The organism is Burkholderia sp. Bp8984 (assembly GCF_003853755.1).
Lineage (GTDB): Bacteria > Pseudomonadota > Gammaproteobacteria > Burkholderiales > Burkholderiaceae > Burkholderia.
Genome location: NZ_QTQN01000021.1, coordinates 1 through 17091, shown reverse-complemented (window position 1 = coordinate 17091; position 17091 = coordinate 1). Strand labels below are relative to the sequence as shown.

Here is a 17091-nt window from a genome sequence, read left to right as displayed (position 1 = left end):
CGTCACTGCGTCCGCGCGCTGTCGAACACGCCCGTCTTCGACAGCAGCCGCAAGCCGTTGCCGACGACGATCAGGCTCGCACCCGCATCGGCGAACACGGCCATCCACATCGTGCCGAGCCCGGCGACCGTCAGGCCGAGGAACACGATCTTCACGCCGAGCGCGAAGCCGATGTTCTGCACCAGCACGCGGTGCGTCGCGCGCGACAGCCGCACGAACGCGGGAATCTTGCGCAGGTCGTCGTCCATCAGCGCGACGTCGGCCGTCTCGATCGCCGTGTCGGTGCCCATCGCGCCCATCGCGAAGCCGATGTCGGCGCGCGCGAGCGCCGGCGCGTCGTTGATCCCGTCGCCGACCATCCCGACCGCGCCCGCGCCGCCCGCCGACAATTCCTCGACCGCCGCGAGCTTGTCCTCGGGCAACTGGTTGCCGCGCGCATCGTCGATGCCGGCCTGCTGCGCGATTGCCTGCGCGGTGTGCGGGTTATCGCCGGTCAGCATCGCGGTGCGGATGCCGAGCGCGTGCAGGTCGGCGATCGCCGCGCGGCTGGTGTCCTTGATCGTGTCGGCCACCGCGAAGATGCCGAGCACGCGCGTGTCGTCGACCAGCATCACGACGCTCTTGCCCTGCCGCTCGAGTGCGTCGAGCTTCGCCTCCAGCGCCGGCGAGCAGCGTTCGAGCTCCTCGACGAGCCGGTGGTTGCCGAGCCAGTAGCGCGCGCCGTCGATCGTGCCGCGCACGCCACGCCCGACGATTGCTTCGAATTCCTCAACATCGGAGAATGCTGCCGTCTGCGCGTCGCGCGCCGCCGCGGCGATCGCCTGCGACACCGGATGATCGGAGCGCGCCGCGAGGCTCGCGCCGAGATGACGCACGCGCGCCGCGTCGACGTCCGTCGCATGCAGGTCGAAATCGGTCTGCACCGGCTTGCCGTGCGTGATCGTGCCGGTCTTGTCGAGCGCGAGCCACGCGAGCTTGCGGCCTTCTTCCAGATACACGCCGCCCTTCACGAGAATCCCGCGCCGCGCCGCGGCCGCGAGCCCCGACACGATCGTCACCGGCGTCGAGATCACCAGCGCGCACGGGCACGCGATCACGAGCAGCACCAGCGCGCGGTAGATCCAGTCGTGCCACGCGCCGCCCATGACGAGCGGCGGCGCCACCGCGACCAGCAGCGCGACCGCGAACACGATCGGCGTATAGACGCGTGCGAACCGGTCGACGAAGCGCTGCGTCGGCGCCTTCGCGCCCTGCGCTTCCTCGACCGCGTGGATGATCCGCGCGAGCGTCGAGTTGGCGGCAACCGCCGTCACGCGATAGTCGAACGAACCCGCTTCGTTGATCGTGCCCGCGTACACCGCATCGCCTGCCGTCTTGTCGACCGGCAGGCTCTCGCCGGTGATCGGCGCCTGGTTCACCGTCGAGCGGCCCGCGACCACTTCGCCGTCCAGCCCGATCCGCTCGCCCGGCTTCACGCGCACGATCGCGCCGAGCGCGACCCGCGCGGCCTCGATCGTGCGCCACGTGCCATCGATGTCCTGCACGGTCGCGATGTCCGGTGCGAGCTGCATCAGGCCCTGGATCGCATTGCGCGCGCGATCGAGCGACTTCGCCTCGATCAGCTCGGCGATCGTGAACAGCACCATCACCATCGCGGCTTCCGGCCACTGGCCGATCGCCATCGCGCCCGTCACCGCGATGCTCATCAGCGCGTTGATGTTCAGGTTGCCGTTACGAATCGCGATCCATCCTTTCTTGTAGGTGGTCAGCCCGCACGTGAGCACGGCCGCGAGCGCCAGCACCGCCGACAGCCACACCGGCAGGCCGGCCCAGCTCACGGCCTCGGACGCGATCGCGGCGACGCCGGCGACCGCGAGCGGCCACCACGGCTTCGCGGGCGGCGGCGCGACCGGCGTTGCCGGCGCGTCGGCCGACGCGGCCTCCGGCGTCATCCCGAGCGTACGGATCGCGCTTTCGATCGCAGGCTGCGCACCGGCCACGTGGTCGACGGTCAGCATCCGCTGCATCAGGTTGAATTCGAGCGCCGACACCTGCTGCATCCCGCCGAGCTTCTTGCGGATCAGCGTTTCCTCGGTCGGGCAGTCCATCTGCATGATCCGGAACGCGGAGCGCACATGACCCGACGCGGTCGCGCGCGCGGCCGGCAGCGGTGCGAGCGTCAGCGCGGCCGGCGCGCAGCAGGCGCCGGCCGCGTGGTCGTGGTCGTGGTCGTGGTCGTGGTCGTGGTCGTGGTCGTGGTCGTGGTCGTGGTCGTGGTCGTGGTCGTGATCGTGATCAGCATGGTCATGCGTGGCATGGCCGTGTGCCGCATGGTCGTGCGAGCACGCCGCGCCGTGCCCGTCGCCGTGCGCGTGGCCGGCACGGTCACCGTGGTCGTGCCCGGCGAGGTGCGCCGATGCCTGATCGGGGTCATGGTCGTGGCCGCATCCACGCGACTGCCCGTCGCGCGCCGCCGCGTCGCCGTGCGCGTGCTCGCCGGCCGCCGACGCCGCGTCGCCAACGGTCGCCGCCTGCGGGTCGCGCGCATCGGCGCAGCAGGTCTCGGCGCCGCCGGCATGACGGTGTCGTGGGTCGTGGGTACGCTGCGCGTCGGTCATGACAACCTCCTCTATGGCTTGACGGAGTACAGTTAACACCCTGAAGCCACTACAAGGTCAACCCTTGCAAAGGAGAAAGCCATGAAGATCGGCGAACTCGCCAAGGCGGCCCGCTGCACGCCCGAGACGATCCGCTTCTACGAGAAGGAGGGGTTGATGCCGGATGCGGAGCGCACCGATTCGAACTACCGCAACTACACCGACGTGCACGTCGAGCGGCTGCGCTTCATCCGCAACTGCCGCGCGCTCGACATGGCGCACGACGAAATCCGCGCGCTGCTGCAGCTCACCGACACGCCCGCCGACCCATGCGATTCGATCAACGCGCTGCTCGACGAACACATCGGCCACGTCGATGCGCGCCTCGCGGAACTGACGCATCTGCGCGACCAGCTCACCGAATTGCGCCGCCAGTGTGTCGGCGAACATTCGGTCGAGGACTGTGGAATCGTGCACGGTCTCGCGACGATGGAAACCGTCGCGCCGGCCGCAAAGCGCTCGCACCTCGGCTGAAACCCTTGTCGAATATGATAGTCTAGTTGATACTAGTTATATTCTTACTAGACACAACATAACTATTCATGTCAACAAGCCGCCCGTCTCCGCTCGCACTCGCGGTCCTCGCGACGCTCACTGAAACGCCGATGCATCCATACGGAATGCTGCAGCAGTTGAAGGCGCGCGGCTACGACGAAGTCGTCAACGTGCGGCAGCGCACGAGCCTGTACCAGACGATCGACCGGCTGCTGCGCGACGGGTTGATCGCCGTGCACGACACCGAGCGCGACGGCGCGTTTCCCGAGCGCACGCTGTACACGCTGACCGAAGCCGGACATACGGCCGGCCAGGCATGGCTGCATGCGCTGCTCGCGGAGCCCGCGCGCGAGTTTCCGGCATTCGGCGCCGGCCTCGCGTTCCTGCCGCTGCTCGATGCCGACGATGCACGCCGGCAACTCGAGCGCCGCATCGCAGCGCTCGAAGCCGAACGCGAACGTCTCGAGTCGCTGCGCAACGCCGCGCAGAACGACCAGGTGCCGCGCCTGTTCCTGCTGCACAACGAGCATGCGCTCATGCTGCTGAACGCGGAGCTCGACTGGGCGCGCAGCGTCGTCGAACACGTGAAGATCGGCGCGCTGCGCTGGGTCGACGGCTGACGCGCAGCCATCGGCGCGTGCCGCTCAAAGCACCTTGCCGGGGTTGAGCACGCCGACGGGATCGAGCGCGGCCTTCAGGCGCCGCATCAGGCCGATTTCCGCTTCACTGCGCGTGTGCGCGAGATAGGCGCGCTTGAGCATGCCGATGCCGTGCTCCGCCGACACCGAGCCGCCCAGGTCCCGGACGACCGTGTAGACGCAGCGATCGATCGCATCGGCGTTGGCGTCGCGCATGCCGTCGAGCGATACGCCGACATGCACGTTGCCGTCGCCGACGTGGCCGAAGCACAGGCACACGATGTCGGGCCAGGCCGCGCGCAACGCCGCTTCGCAGCGCCCGGCGAACAGGCCGAGTTCGCCCGTCGGCAGGCTCACGTCGAAGTTCACCAGATGCGGCAGCGCATCGATTGCGAGGCCCTCGCGCAGCGTCCACAAGTCGCGCGCCTGCCGCTCCGACGTCGCCAGCGCCGCATCGTCCACGAGCCCCGCGTCGATCGCATCCGCCAGGCCGTTTTCCAGCGCCGCGCGCGCATCGCCGCCCGGTGCGCTCGTCGCGCACTCGATCAGCACCGCGAAGCCGCCGTCGCCCGAGAACGGCGCGACGACGCCGGGCGTATGACGCGCCACGTAGTCGTAGAAGGCCGGCCACATCGCTTCGAAACTGACGAGCTCGGGCACTGCGCGCAGACGGTTCCACAACCCGACCACGGCATCGTAGCCGTGCACGCGACAGAGCGCGGTGGCCGGCGCGGCCAGCTTCGGATGCAGCCGCAGCACGGCACGCGTGACGATGCCGAGCGTGCCTTCGCTGCCGATGAACAGCTGCTTCAGGTCGTAGCCCGCGTTGTTCTTCAGCATCCGGTTCATCGACGACACGACGGTGCCGTCGGCGAGCACGGCTTCCAGGCCGAGCACCTGCTCGCGCATCATGCCGTAACGGATCGCGCGCGTGCCGCCCGCGTTGGTCGCGAGCATGCCGCCGATCTGGCACGAACCGCGTGCGCCGAGATCGACGCCGAACGTGAAACCCGCCGCGTCCGCTGCCTCCTGCACCGTCTGCAGCGGCGTCCCGGCGCGCACCGTCATCGTGCCCGCCGCCGCGTCGATCGACTCGACGCCCGCGAAACGCTCCATCGACAGCACGATCTCGCCGCCCAGCGCGACCGCGCCGCGCGCGAGCCCGGTGAGGCCGCCCTGCGGCACGACCGGCTGCCCGAGCCGCGTGCACAGCGCGAGCGTGCGCGACACGTCGTCGACGCTGCGCGGCCGCACCAGCGCACGCGGCCGCACGCCGGCCGGCTCGTTGTACGCGGTGAAGTAGCGCGGATCGATCTCGGCCGCCCGCGTGACCAGCGTGTCGCCCAGCGCGGCGACGAGCGCCGCCTCGAGCGCGTCGTCCGCCGGCGCGGCTACATCGTGGCCGCCACGCGCGGCGGCCGTCTCCAGGCTCTGCATCGTGCGGGTCCGCTTACTTGGTGGAGATGTCGATGTCGCCGAAGTACTTCTGGCCGAGCGACTTCACCGTGCCGTCCGCCTTCAGCTTGTCGATCGCCGCATCGAGCTTCCCCTTCAGCGCGTCGTCGCCCTTGCGCAGGCCGAACGCGATCCCGCTGCCGAGAATCCGGTCGTCGCGCACCGGCTGGCCGACGAACGCGAAGCCCTTGCCGTCCGGGCGCGACAGGAAGCCGCGCTGGCCGGCCGGCGCGAGCACCAGCGTCGCGTCGAGGCGGCCCGACACGAGGTCGGCATACACCTGGTTCTGGTCCTGGTACGCGACGATCGACACGCCGGCCGGCTCCCAGTGCGCCTTCGCGTAGGTTTCCTGGATCGACGCCTGGAGCACGCCGACGCGCTTGCCCTTCAGCGCTTCCGGCGTCGGCAGCAGGCCGCTGCCGGTGCGCGCGATCAGCTGCGTCGGCACGCGGTAGATGATCGTCGTGAAGTCGATCGCCTGGCGCCGCTGCTCGGTCGCGTTCATCGCCGAGTTGATCGCGTCGAACTTGCGGCCCTGCAGCGCGGGAATGAGCCCGTCGAACGACGTCTCGACCCACTTGCACGACAGCTTCGCGGTCTGGCAGACGGCATTGCCGACGTCGATGTCGAAGCCCTGCAGGTCGCCGTTCGGCGCCTTCGACTCGAACGGCGGATATTGCGCCTCGAGGCCGAAACGCAGCGTTTGCCCGTCGGCCGATGCCGCGCCGGAGCCGAGCGCGCACGCGAATGCGAGCGCGAGTTTGAGGGTGTGTGCATGCTTCATCGTGATCTCCTGGCTGGCCGGTCGGCGCCGCGCTTCCGCACGTGCGCCGGTCCCGTCCGTGACTTTCGGTGCGACGTACACGTCGCCTGCTTGGGTGCGGGCCGCGCCCGCGATTACAGCGAACGCAACCGCCGCGCGCCCTCGATCAGCGTCGCGTCGTCCTTCGAGAAACTGAGGCGGATCACACCCGCGTCGGTGCCGTCGGTGTAGAACGCCGACAGCGGAATCGTCGCGACGCGCGCATCGCGGATCAGGCGCAGCACGAAGTCGCTGTCGCGCTCGTCCGAGAAGTGGCGGAACCGCGCGAGCATGAAGAACGAGCCTTCGCTCGGCAGCAGCTCGAAGCGCGACCCGGCCAGCTCGCGCGCCAGCAGGTCGCGCTTGGCCTGGTAGAACGCCGCCAGGCCGAGATAGCTTTCCGGCCGCGCGAGGATCTCCGCGAACGCGACCTGCATCGGCGTATCGGCCGAAAACACCATGAACTGGTGCACCTTGCGGATCTCGTCCATCAGTTCGGCCGGCGCGACGCAATGCCCGACCCGCCAGCCCGTCACGTTGAACGACTTGCCGAACGACGACACGATCACGCTGCGCTCGGCCAGCTCGCGGTGACGCGCGACGCTCTGGTGCTGCGCACCGTCGAACACGACATGCTCGTAGACCTCGTCCGACAGCACCACGATGCCGGTATCGCGCGTGAGCTGCGCGAGCCGTTCGAGATCGTCGGCGGAGAACACGGTCGCGGTCGGGTTGTGCGGCGTATTGACGACGATCATCCGCGTGCGCGGCGTGATCGCGGCGGCCACTTCGTCCCAGTTCACGCGGAAATGTTCGGGCGACAGCTTGATCGCGACCGGCGTCGCGCCCTGCATCCGCACGATCGGCGCATAGCTGTCGAACGACGGCTCGAAATAGATCACTTCGTCGCCCGGATGCACGAGCGCGCTGATCGCCGCGTAGAGCCCCTCGCTCGCGCTCGCGATCACCGTGATCTCGGTGCCCGGGTCATAGCGCGTGCCGTACAGCGCCTCGGTCTTCTCCGCGAGCCGTTCGCGCAGCGACGCGAGGCCGGCCATCGGCGCGTACTGGTTGTGGCCGTCGCGCATCGCGCGCGCGACGCCGTCGACGAGCGCCGGATCCGGCGCGAAATTCGGCGCGCCCTGCGACAGGTTCAGCGCATCGTGCTGTGCGGCAAGCTGGCCGATCACCGTGAAGATCGTCGTCCCGACGTCCGGCAGTTTCGAACGGGGCCTGGTGGCGCTTCGCATGAGTTCTCCTTCTGATGTCCTTCGGGCCGGCCCGTGCGATGCGCGCGGCCGGTCTCATCGGGGATGATTTAGCCCGAGCCAATATCGGCGGACAACCGAAAGTTCGTCATGGCGGCCATGCGTTTTTCTCATGAGCGGCCATACGCTTGGCTCGACGCCAAGGCCGAGTGACCGGCAATGCATGCGAATCGGGCATTTCCCCTGGACGCGCGCGGCCACGCCGCGCGTCACGCGCCCGCGGCCGCCAGGTAGGCGCTCAGCACGGCCCGCAACTCGCCGCGCAACGCATCGAGGTCCAGTGCCGGCCCGAGCGTGAGCAGCGCCTGGGAGACGCCGCCGTAGCAGACCGCATGCGCCATCCGGGCGATCCCGTCGAGCCGCGCGGCCGGCGGTGGATCGGCGGCCTGCGCGAGCGCGTCGCGCCACAGCGCGACATAGGCGTCGTAATGGCGCCGGTACGCGGCGAGCGGCGACACCTGCCGCTCCAGCGCGAAGAACGCGCCCCACAGCGCGGCGTCGGCGCCGATCGCGTCGACCTGCAGGTCGGCGAGCGCGGCCGCGAGCTCGGCGCGCGGCGCGCCGCGCAACCCGTGCGCCGCATCGCGCAGCCGGTCGGCCAGCGCCAGCACGCGCCGGTGGATGCACAGCGCGGCGAGGCTCTGCTTGTCGCCGAAGTATTCGTAGAAGGTGCCGACGCTCACGCCCGCGACGGCCGCGATCTCGCGAATCGTCGCCTTCGCGTAGCCGCGCTCGAGCAAAAGCTGAACGAAGGCCTGCTGCAGCGCGTCGGACGTGGCCTGCGCGCGCGACTGGCGCGGCCGGCGACGCAGCGCGGGCGCGGGTTGCGCCGCCGGCTGGCCGGGCGGCGCCGGAACCTGAACATGTCGCGGCGGCATATTTGCTAATCTGAAATTCAGCGGAAACGCGTTTGACCGGCAGACCGCGACGCACGAGACCGGAGACAGCCCGATGACCGAATCGACCCGAGACGTCACGAACCAGTTCGACGAACTGGTCGACTATAACCTCTTCGCCACCGACGTCGCGCTGCGCGACGCACTCGCCCGCGCGGGCGCCGACTGGGCCGTGCCGCGGCTCGACGCGTACGGCGCGCGGCTCGGCAGCGCCGACACCGCACAGCTCGCCGACGAAGCGAACCGCCACGCGCCGGAACTGAACGCGTTCGACCGGCGCGGCCGGCGCATCGACCGCGTCGACTTCCATCCGGCCTGGCACACGCTGCTCGGCATGTACCGCAACGAAGGCTTCGTGTCGCTCGCGTTCCGCGACACGCGCCCCGGCCGCTGGGCCGCGACCGCGGCCGGCTTCTACCTGCACGGCCAGATCGAGGCCGGCACGCTGTGCCCGGCGACGATGACACAGGCCGCGATTCCGGTGCTGCAGAAGGAGCCGGCGCTGTGGGGCCTGCTGCGCGACAGGCTGTACAGCGACGACTACGATCCGCGCGACGTGCCGGTCGCCGACAAGCGCTCGATCTGGTTCGGCATGGGGATGACGGAGAAACAGGGCGGCTCCGACGTGCGCGCGAACACGACGCTGGCGACCCCGGTCGGCGCGGGCGGGCGCGGCGGCGAATACCGGCTGCGCGGCCACAAGTGGTTCTTCTCCGCGCCGATGTGCGACGCGCACCTGGTCGTCGCGCGCACCGAAGCAGGCAGCCCGTCATGCTTCTACGTGCCGCGCTGGCGGCCCGACGGCACGAAGAACGCGGTCGAGATCCAGCGGCTGAAGAACAAGATCGGCAACCGCAGCAATTCGAGCAGCGAAATCGAGCTGAACGACGCATGGGGGATCATGCTCGGCGACGAAGGCCGCGGCATTCCGACCATCATCGAGATGGCCACCTACACGCGGCTGAACTGCGTGCTCGGCAGCGCCGCGATGCTGCGCCAGGGCGTCGTACAGGCGATCGCGTACACGCGGCGGCGCCACGCGTTCGGCCGCGCGCTCGCCGAGCAGCCGCTGATGCGCACCGTGCTCGCCGACCTCGCGCTCGAAAGCGAGGCCGCGCTCGTGCTCGCGATGCGCCTCGCCGACGCGTTCGAGCGCGACGACGCGCCGCGCGAACGCGCGTGGAAGCGGATCGTCACGCCCGCCGCGAAATTCTGGGTCTGCAAGCGCGCGGTCGAGCTGACCGGCGAGGTGATGGAGGTGTTCGGCGGCAACGGCTACGTCGACGACGGGCCGATCGCGCGCCTGTTCCGCGAAGCGCCGGTCAACTCGATCTGGGAAGGCTCCGGCAACGTGATGTGCCTCGACGTGCTGCGCGCGGTGTCGCGCGAGCCCGACGCGGCCGCGGCGCTGCTCGCCGAACTGGCCGACCTCGGCGCCGGCGAACCGCGCATCCGCGCGGCGCTCGATACGATGCGCGCGATGCTCGCGGCGCCGGCCGACACGCTCGAGGCGTCGGCCCGGGTGTTCGCGCAACGGCTCGCGCTGGTCGCGCAGGCGTGCCTGCTGCGGCGCGACGCGCCCGCGTTCGTCGCCGATGCATTCGTCGCGACCCGGCTCGCCGCGCCCGACTGGGGCCGCATCGCGGGCGGCTTCGACCCGCACGCGTTCGACGTCGGCGCGCTGCTGCAGCGCGCGTACCCGGCCTGACGCGCCCGCTCGTCCTCCTCGCGTGGAGCCATGATGAACCTCGTCGCCGCCCTCGACCGCGCCGCCCGTGCGACGCCCGACAAGCCGTTCCTGATCCACGACGACACGGCGATCACGTACGCCGCCGCGCGCGAGCGTTCGCATCGCGCGGCGGCCGTGCTGAGCGCACTCGGCGTCGCGGCCGGCGACCGCGTCGCCGCGATGTGCCTGAACACGCCCGCGTTCGTCGACCTGATGTTCGGCGCGTGGCGGCTCGGCGCCGCGTTCGTGCCGATCAACCACAAGCTGCAGGCGCCGGAAGTCGACTACGTGCTCGAGCACAGCGGCAGCACGGTGCTCCTGTTCGACGCGGCGCTCGCGCCGGTGCTGGCGCGCGTGATCCATCCGGTGCGGCGGCTCGTCACCGAAGGCGACGCCGCCGGCACGCCGAACTTCGACGCGATGTGCGCGGCGATGGACGGCGTCGCGGGCATCGAGCCGGCCGACGGCGACGTCGCGCAGATCCTCTACACGTCCGGCACGACCGGCCGCCCGAAAGGCTGCGTGCACAGCCATCGCACCGTGACGCTCGCAGCGATGCAGGCGGCGCTCGCGACCGGCATCGGCCGTAACGAACGCACGCTGATGGCGATGCCGATCTGGCATTCGTCGCCGCTGAACAACTGGTTCGGCGGCACGCTGTACGCAGGCGGCACCGTCGTGCTGCTGCGCGAATACCATCCGCTGCGCTTCCTGCAGGCCGTCGAGCGCGAACGCGTGACGCTGTATTTCGGCGCGCCGGTGTCGTATACGCTGCCGCTCGACACGATCGAGCGCTTCGCGGCGTTCGACCTGTCGAGCGTGCGCGCATGGCTGTACGGCGGCGGCCCGATCGGCGCCGCGCAGGCCGAACGGCTCGCGCATGCGTATCGCAGCAACGCGTTCTTCCAGGTGTACGGAATGACGGAAACGGGCCCGGCCGGCACCACGCTGTATCCGGACGAGCAGATCGCGAAAGCCGGCTCGATCGGTCGCCAGGGCGGCCCCGGCGTCGACCTGCGGGTCGTGCGGAGCAATGGCGCCGACGCGCTGCCGGGCGACACCGGCGAAATCTGGCTGAAGGCCGACAGCATGATGCTCGGCTATCTCGACGACCCGGCCGCGACGCGCGCCGCGTTTGCGCCGGACGGCTGGTATCGCACCGGCGACATCGCGCGAATCGATCAGGATGGCTACCTGTTCATCGTCGACCGGCTGAAGGACATGATCGTGACGGGTGGCGAGAACGTCTATTCGAAAGAAGTGGAGGACGTGCTCGACGCGCATCCGGACATCGCGGAAGCGGCCGTCGTCGGCGTCCCGCATCCGGAATGGGGCGAGACGGTCGTCGCGCACGTCGTGCTGCGCGCGAGCGCCGCGCCCGATGCGGATGCGCTGCGCGCGTTCTGCGGCGAGCGGCTCGCCGCGTACAAGCTCCCGCGCGAATTCGTGTTCGCGGAAACGCTGCCGCGCACGCCGACCGGCAAGCTGCAGAAGTTCCTGCTGCGCACGCGGCGCGAGCGCGAGTAACGCCGAAGCCAAAGAAAAAGCCACCGGACCCGACGGCCCGATGGCTTTTTCGCACGCGATGCGAGACGGGGCATTGCGACGCCCCCGCCCGCGCTCACGCCATGCTTACTTGCCGCCGATGCTCTTCAGCGGCTTCCACTCGCCCTTCTCGACCTTGTACATCGTGATGCCGCCGTTCTTCAGGTCGCCCTTCGCGTCGTACGCGACGTGCGACGACGTGACGCCAGCCATGTCGGTCTTCGCGAGCACCGGCAGGTACTTCGCCGGATCGGTCGAATCGGCCTTCTTCATCGCGTTGAGCATCGCCATCGCGCCGTCGTACGCGTACGGCGAGTACGTCTGCACTTCTTCGCCGAAGCGCTTCTTGTACTTGTCGGCGTAGGTCTTGCCGCCCGGCATTTCTTCCAGCGGCAGGCCTGCCAGCGATGCGATCGTGCCGTCGGCCGCGTTGCCCGCGATCTTCAGGAACGTCGGCGTCTTCACCATTTCGCCGCTCATCAGCGGTGCGGTGATGCCGAGCGTCTTCATCTGCTTGACCATCGGCGCTGCCTGCGAATCCGCGCCGCCGTAGTAGACGAGGTCCGGCTTCGCGGCCTTCAGCTTGGTCAGGATCGCCTTGAAGTCGACCGCCTTGTCGTTCGTGAATTCGCGGTCGACGATCGTCGCGCCGCCGGCCTTCGCGGCCTTCTCGAACTGGTCGGCGAGACCCTGGCCGTAGGCCGTGCGGTCGTCGACGATCGCGATCTTCTTCATGCCGAGATCCTTCGACGCGAAGGTGCCCGCCACCGAGCCCTGCTGCGTGTCGGACGTCATCATGCGGAAGGTCGTCTTGTAACCCTGCTGCGTGTATTCCGGCGCCGTCGCCATCGCGATTTGCGGAATGCCGGCGTTCGCGTAGATGCGCGAAGCGGGAATCGTCGTGCCCGAGTTGAAGTGGCCGAGCATGCCCTTGATGCCGTCGTCGACGAGCTTCTGCGCGACCGTCGTGCCGGTGCGCGGGTCAGCCTGGTCGTCCTGCGTCTCGAGCACGAACTTCACCGGCTTGCCGCCGATCTTCGGGCTGGTCGCGTTGAAGTCTTCCAGCGCGAGCGCGATCCCGTTCTGCATATCCTTGCCGTAGTGAGCCTGGGCGCCCGTCATCGGCCCTGCGTAACCGATCTTCACGTCATCCGCATGGGCCGTCCCCGCCAGCGACATGACGGCGACGAACGTCGCGCCTGCCAGCTTTTTCATCGTGTGTTGCATAGCTTCTCCTTGGTACCAGGGTAAATGGAGCGGCTTCGGGATCGCCTTGCCGCTTCCTTTGATTGATCCGAACGGCAAGGATGGTCAGCCGATCGTCATCAAATTCGCATTGCCGCCCGCCGCGGCCGTATTCACGCTCACCGAGCGCTCGGTCAGCAGGCGCTCGAGCGCGTAGTCTTCCGCGTCGCCGTTCTCGAACGCGCCCGCCGACACGCCCTGCACCGACACGATCGGGCCCGGCCGCTGCGCGACGTCCTTCACGAGCGTCTGCAGCTCGTCGCTGTCGCCTTCGAACAGCACCGCGTCGAACGGCGCGTCGGCCTGCTTGCGCACGGCCGCATGCGCCTTCAGCGCAGCCGGCAACGCGGCCACCAGCGCCTCGCCCGCGGCACCGGCGAACAGTGCGCGGTTGCCGGTCGCCAGCACCGCCGCGAACTGCGCGCGCGCACCGCTCGGCGTTGCCGCGACACACAGCACCGTGCCGCGCGGGCCGAGTGTATACGTGTTTCGCTCGCCGGTCGGGCCGGTCAGCACCGCGGTCGCACCGGCCGGCACCTGCGCCAGGTAACCGTCGCAGCGGGCGGCCAGCGCCGGTTCGCGCTGCTCGATCAGCCAGTCGCGCAGCGCGGTCAGCGCCGTCGCCGGGTTGCTGCGCTGTTCGCCATCGACCGCGCCGTCCGCGATCAGCGTCTGCGCGAGCGAACGCGGCAGGCCCGACGGACGCGTCGCGAGCAGGCGCTGCAGGTACAGCGCGCCGCCGGCCTTCGGACCCGTGCCCGACAGCCCTTCGCCGCCGAACGGCTGCACGCCGACCACCGCGCCGATCACGTTGCGGTTCACGTAGATGTTGCCGACGTGCGCGTTCGAGATCACGTGCGCGATCGTCTCGTCGATCCGCGTGTGGATGCCGAGCGTCAGGCCGTAACCCGTCGCGCGGATCTGTTCGAGCAGCTTGTCGAGCTGGCTGCGGCGATAGCGCACGACGTGCAACACGGGGCCGAACACTTCGCGCTTCAGCTCGTCGATGCTGCCGATCTCGATCAGCGTCGGCGGCACGAACGTGCCGTGCGCGCAGGCTTCCGGCGACGGCAGCTGCGTGACGGTGTGGCCCTTGTCCTTCATCGTCGCGACGTGCGTGTCGATCGTCTGCTTCGCTTCGGCGTCGATCACCGGGCCGACGTCGGTCGACAAGCGGTCCGGGTTGCCGAGCGCCAGCTCGTGCATCGCGCCCTTGAGCATCGTCAGCGTGCGGTCCGCGACATCGTCCTGCAGACACAGAACGCGCAGCGCCGAACACCGTTGACCGGCCGAGTCGAACGACGACTGCATCACGTCCGCGACGACCTGCTCCGCGAGCGCCGACGAATCGACGATCATCGCGTTCTGGCCGCCCGTTTCCGCGATCAGCGGAATCGGCTTGCCGTCCGGGTCGAGGCGCGCGGACAGCGTCTTGTTGATCAGGCGCGCGACTTCGGTCGAGCCGGTGAACATCACCGCGCGCGTGCGCGGATCGGCGACCAGCGCCGCGCCGACGGTCTCGCCGGTGCCCGGCAGCAGCTGCACCGCGCCGGCCGGCACGCCGGCCTCGCGCAGCAGGCGCACGGCCTGGGCCGCGATCAGCGGCGTCTGCTCGGCCGGCTTCGCGAGCACCGTGTTGCCGGCCGCGAGCGCGGCGGCGACCTGCCCCATGAAGATCGCGAGCGGGAAGTTCCACGGGCTGATACAGACCACGGGGCCGAGCGGACGGTGCGTGTCGTTCGAGAATTCGTCGCGGATCTGCGCCGCGTAGTAGCGCAGGAAGTCGACCGCTTCGCGGATTTCGGCGATCGCGTTCGGCAGCGACTTGCCGGCTTCGCGCACGATCAGGCCCATCAGCGTGTGCATCTGCGCTTCGAGCAGGTCGGCCGCGCGCACCAGGCAGTCGGCACGCGCATCGACCGGCGTCGCCTGCCAGATCGGCGCGGCGGCGACTGCGTGCGCGAGCGCCGCGCTCACGTGTTCGGCCGTCGCCTCGCTGACCGTGCCGACGATGTCGCGCTGGTCGGCCGGGTTGCGCACGTCGCGCGCCGGGGCGTCGGCGAGCGCGTCATCGGCGAGCATCGGCGCCGCGCGCCACGGATGGTGCGCGCTCGCCAGCAACGCGGACGACAGCGACGCGAGACGGTGTTCGTTCGACAGGTCGAGGCCCATCGAGTTGGGACGCTCGTCGCCGTACAGGTGGCGCGGCAGCGGAATCTTCGCGTGCGGCGCGCCGAGCGGCACGACCTTCGACGCCTCGTCGACCGGATCGGCGACCAGTTCCTTCACCGACACGGTTTTATCCGCGATGCGGTTCACGAACGACGTGTTCGCGCCGTTTTCCAGCAGGCGGCGCACCAGGTACGCGAGCAGCGTTTCATGCGTGCCGACCGGCGCATACACCCGGCACGGACGGTTCAGCTTGTCGCGGCCCGTGACTTCCTCGTACAGCGGCTCGCCCATCCCGTGCAGGCACTGGAATTCGTACTGGCCCGGGTAGTAGTTCTGGCCCGCCAGGTGATAGATCGCGGCCAGCGTGTATGCGTTGTGCGTCGCGAACTGCGGGTAGACGGCGTCGGGTGCCGCGAGCAGTTTCTTCGCGCACGCGAGATACGACACGTCCGTGTAGATCTTGCGCGTGTAGACCGGATAGCCTTCGAGGCCGTCGACCTGCGCGCGCTTGATTTCGGTGTCCCAGTACGCGCCCTTGACGAGGCGGATCATCAGGCGGTGACGGCTGCGGCGCGCGAGGTCGATCAGGTAGTCGATCACGAACGGGCAACGCTTCTGGTAACCCTGCACGACGAAGCCGATGCCGTTCCAGCCCGCGAGTTCCGGATCGAAGCACAGCGCTTCCAGCAGGTCGAGCGACAGCTCGAGACGGTCGGCTTCTTCCGCGTCGATGTTCAGGCCGATGTCGTAGCGGCGCGCGAGCAGCGCGAGCGCACGCACGCGCGGCAGCAGCTCGCTCATCGTGCGGTCCTGCTGCGAGCGCGAGTAGCGCGCGTGCAGCGCCGACAGCTTGATCGAGATGCCCGGGCCTTCGTAGATGCCGCGGCCGCCGGCCGCCTTGCCGATCGCGTGGATCGCCTGTTCGTACGACGCGTAGTAGCGCTGCGCGTCCTCTTCCGTCGTCGCCGCTTCGCCGAGCATGTCGTACGAGTAGCGGAAGCCGCGCGCTTCGTACTTGCGGCTGTTGGCCAGCGCCTCGGAAATCGTCTCGCCGGTGACGAACTGCTCACCCATCAGGCGCATTGCCATGTCGACGCCCTTGCGGATCAGCGGCTCGCCGCCACGGCCGATCAGGCGCGTGAGCGCCGACGACAGGCCCGCTTCGCTGTTGGTCGTCACGAGCTTGCCGGTGATCATCAGCCCCCAGGTCGCCGCGTTCACGAACAGCGACGGCGCGTGGCCGACGTGCGAACGCCAGTCGCCCTTGCTGATCTTGTCGCGAATCAGCGCATCGCGGGTCGCGCGATCGGGGATCCGCAACAGCGCTTCGGCCAGACACATCAGCGCGACGCCTTCCTGGCTCGACAGCGAAAACTCGTGGATCAGCCCTTCGACGCCGCCGCCCGAGCTCTTCTCGCGCAGCGCCTCGACGAGCTGCGTCGCGAGCGTCTGTACGTCGGCCTGCAGGTTCGCCGGCAGGCGCGCCTGGCCGAGCAGGAACGGCACGCATTCCGGTTCGGGGCGGCGATACGCGGCCGTGATCGCCGCGCGCAGCACCGATTGCGGCTGCACGTTCTGGGCGAACTCGAGGAACGGATGCGGCGAGTTGTCGTCGTCACCGTCCGGCGTCTGGCCGTCGGCGAGCTCCGTCACGCCGCTGCTGCCCGACAGTTCGGGCGGCAGCTGGCCGTGCTCGATCCGCTCGAGGTACGCGAAGATCGCCTGCTTGATCAGCCAGTGGGGAGTGCGCTCGAGACGCGCTGCCGCGTCTTTCAGGCGCGAGCGGAGAAGGTCGTCGACTTTGACGCCAAGAGTCGTGCTTGCCATGGTGGGTTCGTGCGCCGGTGCGAGCCCGGCAATGTGGTGTGAGAGGATGCGCGAAATCCTACGGCACGCAATAAAAAGGTGCAACCGAATTAAGAGACTGGTTGCACCTCGAAGTTACTCAATATAATCAGCCACTTATAAGGTCGCAACCTAGGGGTTGCCCGTGGTCGGTGGATCGGTGTTTTCCCTGATCGAGGGCGAGTTGGCACGCGTGGACAACCTTCGGTGTGCGCGGCCGAGGGGAAAGACGGGTTGCACTGGCCGGGTCGGCGGGTCGGCGGGCAGGTTTGGAACGCGCCCTGCGGAGATCGCATGCCGCTCGGCGCGGGCGGCGCGGGCGGCGGGGTTGGCGGGTTGGCGGG

At 69.4% G+C, this 17091-nt stretch carries 12 protein-coding genes; 5 read left to right on the top strand and 7 right to left on the bottom strand.

Translation table 11 applies throughout. The features are described from left to right. Positions 1-2: 2 nt before the first annotated feature. Positions 3-2108, bottom strand: a complete 2106-nt coding sequence (locus DID98_RS21140; RefSeq protein WP_409362344.1) for a heavy metal translocating P-type ATPase — start codon at positions 2106-2108, stop codon at positions 3-5. A gap of 27 nt (positions 2109-2135) precedes the next feature. Between DID98_RS21140 and DID98_RS36645 the strand changes: the two genes are divergently transcribed. The 3 genes from DID98_RS36645 to DID98_RS21130 all read left to right on the top strand — a co-directional run bounded on the left by DID98_RS36645 (position 2136) and on the right by DID98_RS21130 (position 3772). Beyond that, a complete protein-coding gene (locus DID98_RS36645) occupies positions 2136-2654 on the top strand; it encodes a hypothetical protein (RefSeq protein ID WP_409362343.1) in 519 nt (172 codons plus the stop codon). A gap of 45 nt (positions 2655-2699) precedes the next feature. After that, positions 2700-3131 carry a Cd(II)/Pb(II)-responsive transcriptional regulator gene (cadR, locus tag DID98_RS21135; protein WP_014895515.1) on the top strand — a complete coding sequence of 144 codons (432 nt, stop codon included), beginning with the start codon at positions 2700-2702 and terminating at the stop codon, positions 3129-3131. A 68-nt stretch (positions 3132-3199) separates the two neighbouring features. Next, positions 3200-3772 (top strand): PadR family transcriptional regulator, encoded by a 573-nt coding sequence (locus DID98_RS21130; protein WP_124520454.1) that lies wholly within the window; start codon positions 3200-3202, stop codon positions 3770-3772. Positions 3773-3796: 24 nt separating this feature from the next. On the opposite strand, the gene DID98_RS21125 is transcribed toward DID98_RS21130, so the two are convergent. The 4 genes from DID98_RS21125 to DID98_RS21110 all read right to left on the bottom strand — a co-directional run bounded on the left by DID98_RS21125 (position 3797) and on the right by DID98_RS21110 (position 8193). Continuing rightward, positions 3797-5227 (bottom strand): FAD-binding oxidoreductase, encoded by a 1431-nt coding sequence (locus tag DID98_RS21125; RefSeq protein WP_124571365.1) that lies wholly within the window; start codon positions 5225-5227, stop codon positions 3797-3799. Positions 5228-5240: 13 nt separating this feature from the next. Then, entirely contained in the window at positions 5241-6029 is a 789-nt protein-coding gene (locus DID98_RS21120; RefSeq protein ID WP_124571364.1) for an ABC transporter substrate-binding protein, read from the bottom strand. 113 nt (positions 6030-6142) lie between these two features. After that, complete coding sequence (locus DID98_RS21115; protein WP_124571363.1) at positions 6143-7297, bottom strand: pyridoxal phosphate-dependent aminotransferase; 1155 nt, start codon at positions 7295-7297, stop codon at positions 6143-6145. Between the two features lie 227 nt (positions 7298-7524). After that, positions 7525-8193 (bottom strand): TetR/AcrR family transcriptional regulator, encoded by a 669-nt coding sequence (locus DID98_RS21110; protein WP_124571362.1) that lies wholly within the window; start codon positions 8191-8193, stop codon positions 7525-7527. Positions 8194-8266: 73 nt separating this feature from the next. Here DID98_RS21110 and DID98_RS21105 point away from each other — a divergent pair, with 73 nt between their 5' ends. Together DID98_RS21105 and DID98_RS21100 are read left to right on the top strand one after the other, a co-directional pair. Beyond that, positions 8267-9919 carry an acyl-CoA dehydrogenase family protein gene (locus tag DID98_RS21105; RefSeq protein WP_124571361.1) on the top strand — a complete coding sequence of 551 codons (1653 nt, stop codon included), beginning with the start codon at positions 8267-8269 and terminating at the stop codon, positions 9917-9919. A gap of 33 nt (positions 9920-9952) precedes the next feature. Then, the gene (locus DID98_RS21100; RefSeq protein ID WP_124571360.1) at positions 9953-11467 is read left to right on the top strand and encodes a class I adenylate-forming enzyme family protein; all 1515 of its coding nucleotides are present in this window, start codon (positions 9953-9955) and stop codon (positions 11465-11467) included. Between the two features lie 105 nt (positions 11468-11572). On the opposite strand, the gene DID98_RS21095 is transcribed toward DID98_RS21100, so the two are convergent. Beyond that, on the bottom strand, positions 11573-12712 hold the full coding sequence (locus DID98_RS21095) for a branched-chain amino acid ABC transporter substrate-binding protein (protein WP_124486827.1): 1140 nt from the start codon (positions 12710-12712) through the stop codon (positions 11573-11575). Between the two features lie 84 nt (positions 12713-12796). Next, complete coding sequence (putA, locus tag DID98_RS21090; RefSeq protein WP_044849064.1) at positions 12797-16729, bottom strand: trifunctional transcriptional regulator/proline dehydrogenase/L-glutamate gamma-semialdehyde dehydrogenase; 3933 nt, start codon at positions 16727-16729, stop codon at positions 12797-12799. Positions 16730-17091 lie beyond the last annotated feature (362 nt).

Bases quoted from the DNA above. Each gene is read 5' to 3' on its own strand.
- DID98_RS21140 (WP_409362344.1), bottom strand. From the start codon at position 2,108: ATGGACTGCCCGACCGAGGAAACGCTGATCCGCAAGAAGCTCGGCGGG.
- DID98_RS36645 (WP_409362343.1), top strand. From the start codon at position 2,136: ATGACCCGACGCGGTCGCGCGCGCGGCCGGCAGCGGTGCGAGCGTCAG.
- cadR (WP_014895515.1), top strand. From the start codon at position 2,700: ATGAAGATCGGCGAACTCGCCAAGGCGGCCCGCTGCACGCCCGAGACG.
- DID98_RS21130 (WP_124520454.1), top strand. From the start codon at position 3,200: ATGTCAACAAGCCGCCCGTCTCCGCTCGCACTCGCGGTCCTCGCGACG.
- DID98_RS21125 (WP_124571365.1), bottom strand. From the start codon at position 5,227: ATGCAGAGCCTGGAGACGGCCGCCGCGCGTGGCGGCCACGATGTAGCC.
- DID98_RS21120 (WP_124571364.1), bottom strand. From the start codon at position 6,029: ATGAAGCATGCACACACCCTCAAACTCGCGCTCGCATTCGCGTGCGCG.
- DID98_RS21115 (WP_124571363.1), bottom strand. From the start codon at position 7,297: ATGCGAAGCGCCACCAGGCCCCGTTCGAAACTGCCGGACGTCGGGACG.
- DID98_RS21110 (WP_124571362.1), bottom strand. From the start codon at position 8,193: ATGCCGCCGCGACATGTTCAGGTTCCGGCGCCGCCCGGCCAGCCGGCG.
- DID98_RS21105 (WP_124571361.1), top strand. From the start codon at position 8,267: ATGACCGAATCGACCCGAGACGTCACGAACCAGTTCGACGAACTGGTC.
- DID98_RS21100 (WP_124571360.1), top strand. From the start codon at position 9,953: ATGAACCTCGTCGCCGCCCTCGACCGCGCCGCCCGTGCGACGCCCGAC.
- DID98_RS21095 (WP_124486827.1), bottom strand. From the start codon at position 12,712: ATGCAACACACGATGAAAAAGCTGGCAGGCGCGACGTTCGTCGCCGTC.
- putA (WP_044849064.1), bottom strand. From the start codon at position 16,729: ATGGCAAGCACGACTCTTGGCGTCAAAGTCGACGACCTTCTCCGCTCG.